Annotated in this window: 10 protein-coding genes and 1 tRNA gene; 3 read left to right on the top strand and 8 right to left on the bottom strand. The window is 70.4% G+C overall.

Going from position 1 to position 12,665, the window contains the following annotated elements:
* Nucleotides 1-38 precede the first annotated feature (38 nt).
* Nucleotides 39-114: transfer RNA gene (locus H9645_RS13750), tRNA-Thr, on the top strand.
* Between the two features lie 63 nt (nucleotides 115-177).
* Here H9645_RS13750 and ispH read toward each other — a convergent pair.
* The 5 genes from ispH to murJ all read right to left on the bottom strand — a co-directional run bounded on the left by ispH (nucleotide 178) and on the right by murJ (nucleotide 7,245).
* Complete coding sequence (ispH, locus tag H9645_RS13745; protein ID WP_191730252.1) at nucleotides 178-1,128, bottom strand: 4-hydroxy-3-methylbut-2-enyl diphosphate reductase; 951 nt, start codon at nucleotides 1,126-1,128, stop codon at nucleotides 178-180.
* A 21-nt stretch (nucleotides 1,129-1,149) separates the two neighbouring features.
* Nucleotides 1,150-1,644, bottom strand: a complete 495-nt coding sequence (gene lspA, locus H9645_RS13740) for a signal peptidase II (RefSeq protein ID WP_191730251.1) — start codon at nucleotides 1,642-1,644, stop codon at nucleotides 1,150-1,152.
* Nucleotides 1,635-4,421, bottom strand: coding sequence for an isoleucine--tRNA ligase (gene ileS / locus H9645_RS13735; protein WP_225218286.1), 2,787 nt, complete (start codon nucleotides 4,419-4,421; stop codon nucleotides 1,635-1,637). The genes lspA and ileS overlap by 10 nt, the downstream gene beginning before the upstream one ends.
* Nucleotides 4,422-4,477: 56 nt before the next feature.
* A complete protein-coding gene (locus H9645_RS14270; RefSeq protein ID WP_225218280.1) occupies nucleotides 4,478-5,428 on the bottom strand; it encodes a bifunctional riboflavin kinase/FAD synthetase in 951 nt (316 codons plus the stop codon).
* 104 nt (nucleotides 5,429-5,532) lie between these two features.
* Nucleotides 5,533-7,245 carry a murein biosynthesis integral membrane protein MurJ gene (murJ, locus tag H9645_RS13730; RefSeq protein WP_225218279.1) on the bottom strand — a complete coding sequence of 571 codons (1,713 nt, stop codon included), beginning with the start codon at nucleotides 7,243-7,245 and terminating at the stop codon, nucleotides 5,533-5,535.
* A 110-nt stretch (nucleotides 7,246-7,355) separates the two neighbouring features.
* Here murJ and rpsT point away from each other — a divergent pair, with 110 nt between their 5' ends.
* Nucleotides 7,356-7,628 carry a 30S ribosomal protein S20 gene (gene rpsT, locus H9645_RS13725; RefSeq protein WP_191730249.1) on the top strand — a complete coding sequence of 91 codons (273 nt, stop codon included), beginning with the start codon at nucleotides 7,356-7,358 and terminating at the stop codon, nucleotides 7,626-7,628.
* Nucleotides 7,629-7,852: 224 nt separating this feature from the next.
* Here the strand turns inward: rpsT and cgtA are convergent, their stop codons facing one another.
* The 3 genes from cgtA to rplU all read right to left on the bottom strand — a co-directional run bounded on the left by cgtA (nucleotide 7,853) and on the right by rplU (nucleotide 9,597).
* Nucleotides 7,853-8,899 carry an Obg family GTPase CgtA gene (gene cgtA / locus H9645_RS13720; protein ID WP_191730248.1) on the bottom strand — a complete coding sequence of 349 codons (1,047 nt, stop codon included), beginning with the start codon at nucleotides 8,897-8,899 and terminating at the stop codon, nucleotides 7,853-7,855.
* A gap of 104 nt (nucleotides 8,900-9,003) precedes the next feature.
* Entirely contained in the window at nucleotides 9,004-9,264 is a 261-nt protein-coding gene (rpmA, locus tag H9645_RS13715; protein WP_191730247.1) for a 50S ribosomal protein L27, read from the bottom strand.
* 12 nt (nucleotides 9,265-9,276) lie between these two features.
* Nucleotides 9,277-9,597 carry a 50S ribosomal protein L21 gene (gene rplU / locus H9645_RS13710; protein WP_191730246.1) on the bottom strand — a complete coding sequence of 107 codons (321 nt, stop codon included), beginning with the start codon at nucleotides 9,595-9,597 and terminating at the stop codon, nucleotides 9,277-9,279.
* Nucleotides 9,598-10,154: 557 nt separating this feature from the next.
* Here rplU and H9645_RS13705 point away from each other — a divergent pair.
* Nucleotides 10,155-12,617, top strand: a complete 2,463-nt coding sequence (locus H9645_RS13705) for a S8 family serine peptidase (RefSeq protein ID WP_191730245.1) — start codon at nucleotides 10,155-10,157, stop codon at nucleotides 12,615-12,617.
* Nucleotides 12,618-12,665: the final 48 nt, after the last annotated feature.

Below are 12,665 nucleotides of genomic sequence, written 5' to 3'. Positions count from 1 at the left end.
GACCGGAACGGCGGGCGCCGCCTACAATGTGCGGCCCCGCCGGAATAGCTCAGTTGGTAGAGCGGCGCATTCGTAATGCGTAGGTCGTAGGTTCGATTCCTATTTCCGGCACCAGCACCACTGAAAAGGCCGCCTCCGGGCGGCCTTTTCCTTGCCTGCGCCGCGTGGGCCGCGCGTTCAGTCCACCAGCTGCAGCCGCAGTTCCTTGGGCAGCGCGAACACCATGCTCTCGGGTTCCCCCGAGAGTTCGCGCACGCCGTCCGCGCCCAGCTCGCGCAGCCTCGCCAGCACGCCTTCGACCAGCACGTCCGGTGCCGAGGCGCCCGCGGTCACGCCGACGTGGCGGCGGCCCTCGATCCAGCGCGGGTCGATCTCGTCGGCGCCGTCGATCAGGTAGGCCTCGACGCCCTCGCGCTCGGCCAGCTCGCGCAGGCGGTTCGAGTTGGAGCTGTTGGGCGAGCCGACCACCAGCACCAGGTCGCACTCGGCGGCGAGCTCGCGCACGGCGTCCTGGCGGTTCTGGGTGGCGTAGCAGATGTCGTCGTTCTTCGGGCCCTGGATCGCCGGGAAGCGGCGGCGGAGGGCCTCGATCACGCTGCGGGTGTCATCGACCGACAGCGTCGTCTGGGTGGTGTAGGCGAAGTTTTCCGGCTGCCCCACCTCGAGCGCCTCGACGTCGGCCACGTCCTCGACCAGGTAGATGCTGCCGCGGCCGCGCTCGCGGTTCCACTGCCCCATCGTGCCCTCGACCTCGGGGTGCCCGGCATGGCCGATCAGGACCACGTCGCGGCCGGCCCGGCAGTGGCGGGCGACCTCGAAGTGCACCTTGGTCACCAGCGGGCAGGTGGCGTCGAAGATCTTCAGCCCGCGCCGCTCGGCCTCGCTGCGCACCGCCTGGGACACGCCGTGGGCGCTGAAGATCACGGTGTTGCCGTCGGGCACCTCGTCGAGCTCCTCGACGAAGATCGCGCCGCGCTGCTTCAGGTCGTCGACCACGTAGCGGTTGTGCACCACCTCGTGGCGGACGTAGATCGGCGCACCGAGGGTCTCGATCGCGCGCTTGACGATCTCGATCGCGCGGTCGACGCCGGCGCAGAACCCGCGGGGGTTGGCGAGCAGGATATCCATGGCCGCCATTCTACTCCTGCCTCAAACCGGCTTCTTCGGGGCCAGCAGGCCGAACAGCGCGATCCCGATCGCGCCGCCCACGATCGCCATGTCCGCGATGTTGAACGCCGGCCAGTAATGGTCGCGCCAGTGCCACTGGATGAAGTCGATGACGTGCCCGTGCAGCAGCCGGTCGACGACGTTGCCGATGGCGCCGCCGATCACCAGCGCGAACGGCAGCGCGGTGCGCCAGTCGCCGCGCGGCGTGCGCGACAGCCACACCGCCAGCAGGCCGCTGATGCCGAAGGCCAGGACGGTGAAGAACCACTTCTGCCAGCCGCCGGCGTCGGACAGGAAGCTGAACGCGGCGCCGGTGTTGTAGGTGCGGTACCAGTTCCAGAATCCCTCGATCACCGGGATCGCGGTGTACTCCGGAAGGCTGGTCAGCACCCACTGCTTGCTCAGCTGGTCCAGGGCCAGCACCAGCAGCGAGAGCAGCAGCCAGGACAGCGCATTCGGGCGAGGCTTCAGAACCACTGGCGGTCCTCCCCCTCACCCTCGACGTTGGACACGCAGCGGCCGCACAGCTGCGGGTGCGCCTCGGCCACGCCGACGTCGCCACGGTGCTGCCAGCAGCGCACGCACTTGGGCTTCTCCGTGGGCGTCGCCGACACGCGGATCGATTCCGCGTCCTCGTCGGCCACCATGGCCACGTCGCCGCTGATGAAGAAGAAGCGCAGCTCGTCGAGCAGGCCCGACAGCCAGTTCTGGTCGGCGACGCCGCAGGCGATCGTGATCTCGGCCTCCAGCGCGGCGCCGATCGCGCCGCTGGCGCGCATCGGCTCGAGCACCTTGGCGACCTGCTCGCGCAGGCGCAGCAGGTCGTCGAAGGCACGCGCCGACAGCCGCGCCCCGTCCGGCAGCGGCGCCAGGCCCTCGTACCAGGTCGCGAACAGCACGTTGCCTTCGCGCTCGCCCGGCAGGTGGGCCCACATCTCGTCGGCGGTGAACGCCAGCACCGGCGCGATCCAGCGCACGAAGGCCTCGGCGATGCGGTACATGGCCGACTGCGCGCTGCGGCGCCCGCGCGAGTCCTCGCGCATCGTGTACAGGCGGTCCTTCGTGACGTCGAGGTACAGCGAGCCGAGGTCGACGCTGCAGAAGTTCATCAAGAGCTGCACCACCTCGGCGAAGTCGTAGCGCGCATAGGCGTCCGCCAGCCGCTCCTGCAGCTCGCGGGCGCGGTGCACGATCCAGCGGTCGAGCGCGACCATGTCGTCGGGCGGCAGCAGGTGCGCGGCGGGATCGAAGCCGTGGAGGTTGCCGAGCAGGAAACGCGCGGTGTTGCGGATGCGGCGGTAGGCGTCGGCGTTGCGCTTGAGGATCTCCTTCGACAGCGACATCTCGTTGGAGTAGTCGGCCGAAGCGATCCACAGGCGCAGGATGTCCGCGCCCAGCGTCTTCATGATCTCCTGCGGCTCGATGCCGTTGCCCAGCGACTTCGACATCTTGCGGCCGTGCTCGTCCACGGTGAAGCCGTGGGTGAGGCACTGCCGGTACGGCGCGGCCCCGTCGATCGCGACGCCGGTCAGCAGCGAGGACTGGAACCAGCCGCGGTGCTGGTCGGAGCCTTCGAGATAGAGGTCGGCCGGCTTGCCCAGGCCGCGCGCGGCGAGCACGCACTCGTGGGTGACGCCGGAATCGAACCAGACGTCGAGGATGTCGGTGACCTTGTCGTAGTCCGCCGCCTCGTCGCCCAGCAGCTCGGTGGCGTCGAGGTCGAACCAGGCGTCGATGCCGCCCTGCTCGACCCGGTCGGCCGCGGCGCGCATCAGTTCGCTGGAGCGCGGGTGCGGCTCGCCGGTCTCGCGGTGCACGAACAGCGCGATCGGCACGCCCCAGGTGCGCTGGCGCGAGATCGTCCAGTCCGGGCGGCCTTCGACCATGCCGGCGATGCGCGCCTGGCCCCACCCCGGGAACCATTCCACGCCTTCGATCGCGGCCAGCGCATCACGGCGCAGGCCGGCCTGGTCCATCGAGATGAACCACTGCGGCGTGGCACGGAAGGCGACCGGGGTACGGTGGCGCCAGCAGTGCGGATAGCTGTGCTCGAGCTTCGAGGACGCCAGCAGGGCACCGCGCGCACGCAGCACCTCGACGATGGCGTCGTTGGCCTTCCAGATGTGGGTGCCGGCCAGCACCGTGCCGTCCGCATCCGGCGTCGACGGCAGGTACACGCCGCGGCCGTCCACCGGATTCATCTGCGCCGCGGTGTAGCGGTCGACGATGCCGTAGGCGCGTGCGGCCGCGAAATCCTCCTGGCCGTGGCCCGGCGCGGTGTGCACGGCGCCGGTGCCGTCGTCGTCGGTGACGTGGTCGCCGAGGATCACCGGGATGTCGCGATCGGCATAGAAGGGATGCGCGAACAGCAGGCCTTCGAGCGCGGCGCCCTTGGCATGGCCGAGGACCACCGGCTCGCCGTCGACGCCGTAGCGCGCCAGCACCTTCGGGGCCAGCGACGCGGCCACCACCAGCCAGCGCGCCTGCCCGCCGTGCGGCGGGCCTTCGACCAGCGCGTATTCGATCTCCGGACCCAGCGACACCGCCAGCGACGCCGGCAGCGTCCACGGCGTGGTGGTCCAGATCGGCACGGCGACTTCGACGCCCGCCGGCAGCACCGCGCCGAACACGCGCGCCACCGCGTCGGACCCGCGCGCCGGATAGGCCACGTCCACCGCCGGCGAGACCTTGTCCTGGTACTCGATCTCGGCCTCGGCCAGCGCCGAACCGCAGTCGAAGCACCAGTACACCGGCTTCGCGCCCCGCAGCAGGTGGCCGTTGTCGATCACCCTGGCCAGGGCACGCATCTCGTCGGCCTCGAACTTCGGGTCCAGCGAGAGATAGGGATCGTCCCAGTCGCCGAGCACGCCCAGGCGCTTGAAATCCTGCTTCTGCAGCTCGACCTGCGACAGCGCGTATTCGCGGCAGGCCTGGCGGAAGGCGCGGGCGTCGAGCTTCGCGCCGACGCGGCCGTGCTTCTTCTCGATCGCGATCTCGATCGGCAGGCCGTGGCAGTCCCAGCCCGGGACGTAGGGCGCATCGAAACCGGCGACCGTCTTCGAGCGGACGATGATGTCCTTGAGGATCTTGTTGACCGCGTGCCCCAGGTGGATCGCGCCGTTGGCGTAGGGCGGGCCGTCGTGCAGCACGAAGCGCGGGCGACCCGCGGCATGCTCGCGCAGCTGCCGGTACAGGCCCTCGGCCTCCCAGCGCGCAAGGGTGCCCGGCTCCCGCTTCGGCAGGTCCCCGCGCATCGGGAACGCGGTCTCGGGCAGGAGGATGGTCGGCTTGTAGCGTTGGCTGTCGTCGGTCACGCGGTTGCTCGCTGGGGGGCCTGCATCAGGATCGCGCGCGCGCTGGCGGCATCGCGGTCCATCTGCGCGACCAGGGTCGGCAGGTCGGGGTACTTCTCCTCGTCGCGCAGGCGCGCGACGAACTCCACTTCGATGCGCCGACCGTACAGGTCGCCGTCGAAATCGAACAGGTGGGCTTCCAGCAGCGGCTCGACGCCGTCGACCGTGGGCCGGGTGCCGAAGCTCGACACCGACGGCCAGGGCGCGTCGCCGACGCCGTGCACGCGCGTGGCATAGATGCCCTGCAGCGCCGGCACCTTGCCGCCGAAGCGCAGGTTGGCGGTGGGGAAGCCGAGCGTGCGGCCAAGCTGGCGACCGCGCACGACGCGCCCGCCGATGGCATAGGGCCGTCCGAGCAGGCGCGCCGCGGCGGCGAAGTCGCCGGCCACCAGCGCGGCGCGGATGCGCGTGCTGGACACCCGTTCGCCGTCGAGCAGTACCGGCTCGATCTCGCCGGCGCTGAAGTCCATGAGCTGGCCGGCGGCCTGCAGGCTGCCGATGTCGCCGGCGCGGCGGTGGCCGTAGCGGAAGCCGGGGCCGACCCAGACCTCCCGCGCGCGCAGGCGCCCGGCGAGCACGCGCGCGGCGAATCCGTCGGGCGTCATGGCGGTGAACGCGCGGTTGAAGCGCAGCAGGCCGACCAGGTCGACGCCCAGGTCGCACAGCCCTTCGACGCGCGCCCGCGGCAGCATCAGCCGCGGCGGCGGCGCGTCGGGAGTGAAGAACTCGCGCGGCAGCGGCTCGAAGCTCAGCGCCGCCAGCGGCAGCCCGAGCGCGCGCGCGCGTCCGGCGGCGTGGCGCACCAGCGCGCGGTGGCCCAGGTGCAGGCCGTCGAAGGCGCCGATGCAGGCCACGCTGCCTTCGGGGCACAGGGGCCCGCCGTCGACGTCGCGGAACAGCTGCTTCATGGGATCCATGTGTGGAGTGGCGCGTCCGCCCGAGGCAGCGCGCCCGAGCCGGGTCGGCCCGCAAGTATAGCGGCCGCGCGGGACCCGCCGCGGTGCAGCGGCGCTCAGTGCTGCAGGTGCCGCGGCCGTAGGCCCAGCGCCACCATCGCCACGCCATAGGCCAGGGCCCCGGCGGCCACCACCGCCAGCAGCAGGCCCGCGCGCAGCAGCAGGCTTCCGATCGCCGTCCAGTCCCCGATCCACGCATCCAGCGCCAGCACGGTCGCCGCCATCGCGACGCAGGCCGCGGTCATCCGCAGCCAGAACACGCCCCAGCCGGGCTGCAGCCGCGCCAGGCCGGCGCGCTTCAGGTAGCGCCACAGCAGCCAGGCGTTGACGATGCCCGCCAGCCCGGTCGCCAGCGCGATGCCGCCGTGGGCGCCGGGCACGTTCCACAGCCACAGCGGCGTGGTGAAGGCGATGGTCATGACGACGTTGGCGATGACGGTGATGATCGCCGCGCGCATCGGCGTCTTCGTGTCCTGGCGGGCGTAGAAGGCCGGAGCCAGCACCTTGGTGAGCATGAACGCCGGGATGCCGATGCTCATCGCCGCCAGGCTGAGCGCCGCCATGCGGGTGTCGTGCGGGGTGAAGCGCCCGCCCTGGTAGACCACCGCGGTCAGCGGCTCGGCCAGCAGCAGCAGGCCCACGGCCGCCGGCACGCCGGCCAGCAGCGCCATGCGCAGCGCCCAGTCCAGCGTGGCGCCGTAGCCTTCGCTGTCCTCGGCCGCGTGCCGGCGCGAGAGGTGCGGCAGGATCACGGTGCCGATGGCCACGCCGAACAGGCCCAGCGGGAATTCCACCAGGCGGTCGGACAGGTACAGCCAGGTCTGGCTGCCGGTCACCAGCAGCGACGCGAAGATGGTGCCCACGAGCAGGTTGAGCTGGGCCACGGACGACGAGAACAGCGTCGGCACCATCAGCCTGGCGACCCGGCGCACGTCCGGATGGTGGAAGCCCGGTTTGAAGCTCGGCCGCATCCCCAGCCGCCCCAGCGCCGGCCAGAGCAGGGCCAGCTGCAGCACGCCCGCCACCAGCACGCCCCAGGCCAGCGCCTTCACCGGTTCGGCGAACCAGCGCGAGGCCCAGACGATGGCGGCGATCATCACCAGGTTGTGCAGCACCGGCGTCACCGCCGGCAGCGCGAAGCGCCCGAAGCTGTTGAGCACCGAGGCCACCAGCGCCATCAGCGAGATGCACACGAGGTACGGGAAGGTGATCCGGAGCATGCCGGCGATCAGCGCCAGCTTGTCCGGATCGTCGATGGCGCCGGGCGCGAACATGCGCGCCAGCAGCGGCGCGGCCAGCATGCCGACGGCCGCGAACACCAGCACCACGGCCAGCAGCGCGCCGGCCATGGCGTCGAGGAATTCCTTCAGCGCCTTCGGGTCGCCGCGCTCGCGCAGCTCGTTGAACACCGGCACGAAGGCCATCTGCACCGAGCCCTCGGCGAAGATCCGGCGCAGGTAGTTCGGGATCCGGTAGGCGATGACGAAGGCGTCCATCGCCACCGAAACGCCGAACACGCGCGACTGCAGCGCATCGCGCAGGAAGCCCGCGATCCGCGACAGCAGGGTCATGGCGCTGAACACCGCGGTGGAGCGCAGCAGGCCGCCGCCCCGGCGCGGCTTCGGTCCCTCGCCCGGCGCCGGTGGCGCACCGCCGCCGTGGGCCGCGGCCTTCGTCGCCGGCATCGAGGCCGCCGGATCCAGCCCCGCGGCCCCGGCCGCGTCGCCCACGCCCTCCCCCTTTGGCCCGTCCTGTATCGTTCCGCTCATGCGATCCATCCCGTGACCGGGCGATTGTTGACGCAAATCCATGATTCGGCCATACTTTCCTGCTCGATCGACCCGAATTCCATCTTTACACCCGTTTCCAGGATCCCGCCGTGGCCAACATCAAGTCCTCCAAGAAGCGCGCCAAGCAGGCCGTCGTGCGCAACCTGCGCAACAACAGCCAGCGCTCGCAGATGCGCACCGCCGTCAAGAAGGTGCTGAAGGCGCTCGACGCCAATGACGCCGCCGGCGCGCAGGAGGCGTTCAACGCCGCGCAGCCGCTGCTCGACCGGTTCAGCGCCCGCGGCCTGATCCACAAGAACAAGGCCGCCCGCCACAAGAGCCGCCTGGCCGCCCGCATCAAGGCGATCGCCAGCGCCGCCTGAGGCAGCGCAACGCGACACCCGAAAGCCCGGCCCAAGCCGGGCTTTTCGTTTGCGTGGGCGTTTGTGGCGGGGTTGCCGCGCCAGGGCAACGGCTTTACCACGGATGACGCGGATCACGCGGATTTACACGGATAGAGCAAAAGCCATCAGGCGGATTCACGCTTGATCCGCGTAAATCCGCGTGATCCGCGTGATCCGCGTTCATCCGTGGCAAAAAAAGCTCTTCAGCCCTCTCCGGAGCCCGCGGTCTCCGCGGCGTCGCGGCCCTGCTCGTCGAGGAAGGCCTGGACCTTCAGCATGACGTCGCGGGTGCCTTCGCGGGCGAGGCCGGAGACGATGAACCAGGGGCCGGTCCAGCCCAGCTCGGCCACGACCCGTTCGGCGTGGGCGCGCGCGTCTTCCGCCGGCAGCAGGTCGGCCTTGTTGAACAGCAGCCAGCGTGGCTTGTCCATCAGGCCGGCGTCGAACTTCGCCAGTTCGTGCTCGATCGCGCGCACCTGGTCGGCGGCATCCGAGCCGTCCAGCGGCTCGACCTCCACCAGATGCAGCAGCAGGTGCGTGCGCTGGATGTGGCGCAGGAACAGCGCACCGAGGCCGGCGCCGTCCGCCGCGCCCTCGATCAGGCCGGGGATGTCGGCGATCACGAAGCTGCGCGCGGGCTCGACGCTGACCACGCCCAGGTTCGGGTAGAGCGTGGTGAAGGGATAGTCCGCCACCTTCGGCGTCGCCGCGGAGACGGCGCGGATCAGGGTGGACTTGCCGGCGTTGGGGAAGCCCAGCAGGCCGACGTCGGCCAGCAGCTTCAGCTCCAGGCGCAGCTCGCGCTGCTCGCCCTCGGCACCGGGCGTGGCCTTGCGCGGCGAGCGGTTCACCGAGCTCTTGAAATGCATGTTGCCCAGGCCGCCGCCGCCGCCGCGCGCCACCAGCAGGCGGTCGCCGTCACCGACCAGGTCGCCGATGAGCTCGTCGGTGTCGACGTTTACCACCTGCGTCCCGACCGGGACCATGATCACGACGTCGTCCCCGCCCTTGCCGTAGCGCTGCTGGCCCATGCCATCCTGGCCGCGCTGGGCGCGGAACAGCTTCTGGTGGCGGAAATCGACCAGCGTGTTGAGGTTGCGGGTGGCCTCGAGCCACACGTCGCCGCCCTTGCCGCCGTCGCCGCCGTCCGGGCCGCCGAGGGGAATGAACTTCTCGCGCCGGAAACCGACGCAGCCGTTGCCGCCGTTGCCGGCGATGACGGTGATTTCGGCTTCGTCTACGAGCTTCATGGGATCGACTGCCAGGTGGTGTGTGGTGGGCCGGGTCCGTCAAGGATGCCCGGAAACGAAAAGCCCCGCCGGAGCGGGGCCCTTCACGGAACGTGGCGCGGGGCTCAGGCCTCGGCGATCACGTTCACGGTGCGGCGCTTCTTCGGGCCCTTGGTCGTGAATTCGACCGTGCCGTCGATCAGCGCGAACAGGGTGTGGTCGCGGCCGAGGCCGACGCCCGAACCCGGGTGGAACTGGGTGCCGCGCTGGCGGACGATGATGTTGCCGGCATCGATCGCCTGGCCACCGTACATCTTCACGCCGAGGTACTTCGGGTTGGAGTCGCGGCCGTTGCGCGAGGAACCTACGCCCTTTTTGTGTGCCATGGCTGCGTCTCCTTACTTCTTGTCGCCACCGGCGATGCCGGTGATCTCGATTTCGGTGTAGTGCTGCCGGTGGCCCATCTGCTTGCGATGGTGCTTGCGGCGGCGGAACTTCACGATGCGCACCTTGTCGGCGCGGCCGTGGGCCTTGACGGTGGCGGTGACGGAGGCGCCCTTCAGCGCGTCGCCCACCTTGATGCCATCGGAATCGCCGAGCATGAGCACGTTGTCGAACGTGATCTCCTTGCCCGCCTCGACGTCGAGCAGTTCCACGCGCAGGGTCTCGCCCTGCATGACGCGGTACTGCTTGCCGCCCGTTACCAGGACTGCGTACATGACCAGTCTTCCTCTGTAGTTATTGTGGTCGCCTGCCGGCCATCGAGGGCGGACAGGAGCGGAATTGTAGACGAATCCGGAATTTCGGGTCAAACCACGCTGAATGGCGGCTATACGGTTGCGCACGCGGCCATGCTTCCGGTAGGTTCGGGGGGTCGGACGGGTACAGGGGCCCATCCGCTGCAGGACCAGTAGTCAGGCACCCCGTGCCGGCGCCGTGGTAATGCGCCGCAAGGGGAGTCATCGCCTTCCGGAGAGTCTCTGTCAGTGCAACGGCCTCGATCCGCCGGGGACCACCACCCCGCACCATCGTCGCGCCCTCCGGGCCGGCGCAGCCGCACGCCCCGCACATCATTTTACGCCGGCGCGTCCCTCGTGACCCGCCGCCACCCGTCGCGCCGCGCGCGACGACTTCCTTCTGCACGCCTCCAGGCCGCAGCCCCTCCGGGCAGCGCCGGCGACGTGCGTACTGGTTCCACTGGAGTAGCAACCGCCACTGCGTGGATGGGGCCGGACGCCAATGCGCGCCCGGATCGACGAAAGGAGAGAGGACCGAAATGACAAGCACGACTCGGAGCAACACCACTACCGCGCTGGCGGTGGCGATCACCGCCGCCCTGTTCGCGGCGCCGTCCTACGCGGCCATGCGTACGCCGGCGGCCGCCAAGCCCGCGCAGGTACAGAAGGCTGTCGCCAAGCAGCCCGTTTTTTCCAAGCCGGCCCAGGCCTACGGCACCAACCTGAAGGCGCCCGCCGACGACAGCTATGACAGCTTCCTGGTGAGCTTCAAGAAGGGCGCCAAGCCCGCCGCGGACATGCAGCGCCAGCTGGATGCCATCGGCAAGGCCCTGGGTGCCCGCATCACCGTCGAGCGCACCACCGGCACCGGCGCCCAGCTGATCCGCCTGGACCGCGAGATCGACGTGGTCGCGCGCCGCAAGCTCGAAGTCGAGCTGATGAAGCACCCCTCGATCCGCGCAGTCGAGCCGAACGGCCGCATGTATCGTGCGATGGAGCCCAATGACCCGCTGTTCGTCCAGCAGTGGCATTACAAGGGCGACGGCATGGGCATCAATGCCACCGAGGCCTGGGACACCGTCGACGGCTCCGGCTACATCGTCGCCGTGCTCGACACCGGCGAGCTGCAGCACGAGGACCTCACCGGGCAGTTCGTCGCCGGCTACGACTTCATCTCCGATCCGGCCAACGCCCGCGACGGTGATGGCCGCGACGCCGATCCGTCCGACACCGGCGACTGGGACGACAAGTACGACAGCAGCTGGCACGGCACCCACGTGGCCGGCACGGTCGCGGCCCTGACCAACAACGGCATCGGCGTGGCGGGCGTGGCGCACGGCGCCAAGGTCCAGCACGTGCGCGTGCTCGGCAACCAGGGCGGTTCGTTCGCCGACATCAACGATGCCATCGTCTGGGCGTCCGGCGGCACCGTCCCCGGCGTGCCCGCAAACCCCACTCCGGCGCACATCATCAACCTCAGCCTCGGCGGCGCCACCGCGTGCCCCGTCGCGATGCAGGAGGCGATCAACATCGCCATCGAGAACGGGACGGCGGTGATCGCGGCGGCGGGCAACTCCAGCGCCAACGTCTCCGGCTTCAGCCCCGCGGGCTGCGAGGGCGTGATCGCGGTGGCGGGCACCGGCCCGAACAACACCAAGTACGCCAGCACCAACTTCGGCACGGGCATCAGCGTCGCGGCGCCGGCAGGCAGCGGCGTGACTCCCGCCGAAAACCAGGTGCTGTCGACGCTGAACACCGGCCTGGAAGGCCCGGAAGACGACAGCTACGCCTGGTACGCCGGCACCTCGATGGCGGCTCCGCACGTCGCCGGCACCGCCGCGCTCATGATGGAAGCCGCCGGCGAGCACCTGCCGCCGGACGAGCTCGAAGTGATGCTGCAGAACACCGGCTACGCCGCCAATGGCCTCGTCACCGGCTGCAACACCGCCTCGCTGTGGTGCGCCAGCATGATCGACGCCGGTCGCGCGGTCGCCGTGGCCGATGGCAGCGAACTGCTGCCGCCGGCGCCTCCCGGCCCGCCGCCGCCGCCGCCGCCGGTCGTGCTCGAGAACGGCGTGGCCTCGGCCCTCGGCCCGATGTCGAGCAACGAGGAACGGTTCTTCACCCTCGAGGTGCCGGCCAACCAGGCCAGCCTGGTGTTCAACTTCGCTCCCGGCACGGGCGACTCGGACCTCTACGTCCGTTATGGGTCCGCTCCGACCTCGAGCACGTACGACTGCCGTCCGTACACCGGCGGTGCCGTGGCCGAGACCTGCTCGTTCACCAACCCGCAGGCCGGCACGTGGCACGTGCGCATCTCCGCGTACAGCACGTCGGACGGCTGGAACCTCACCGGCACCTACGACGATGAAGGCACGACCCCTCCGCCGGGCCCCGACGCGATCGAACTCGATAACGGCGTGGCGGTCACCGGCATCAGCGTCGACACCGACGAGCAGCTGCTGTACTTCATCGACGTCCCGGTCGACGCCACCGACCTGTCGGTGCAGCTGTCGGGCGACGGCGAAGGCGATGCCGACCTGTACGTCCGTCGTGGCGACGCCCCGACCGGCTCGGTCTACGACTGCCGCTCGTGGGAACTCGGCAGCAACGAGCTCTGCGAGTTCCCGACCCCGGCCGCGGGACAGTGGTACGTCCTGATCAACGGCTACGAGGCGGCGTCCGGGCTTTCGCTGGTCGCAAGCTACGTGGGTGACGAGCAGCCGCCCGAGAACGCTCCGCAGAACCTGCTGGCCCGCTATGCGTTCGCCCTCAGGGGCCAGCGCATCCGCGTGCCGCTGACCTGGACGGGCGGCCAGGGCGAGCAGGTGGACGTGCGCTTCAATGGCGAGGTGGCCGCCACGGTCGCCAACACCGGCAAGCTCACCCACACCTTCAACGCGGCCGCCATCGGCCCCGGCAGCGCGACCTACCAGGTCTGCAACGCCGGTACCGATGAGTGCTCCGCCGAGATCACGGTGAACTACACCGCGCGTCGCTGATCCCGGACGCCAGGCGTAAAGCGAGGGGCCCGGTTCGCCGGGCCCCTT

Origin of the sequence: Luteimonas colneyensis (assembly GCF_014836665.1) — a bacterium.
GTDB lineage: Bacteria > Pseudomonadota > Gammaproteobacteria > Xanthomonadales > Xanthomonadaceae > Luteimonas > Luteimonas colneyensis.
This window is presented reverse-complemented; position numbering and strand designations above follow the sequence as displayed.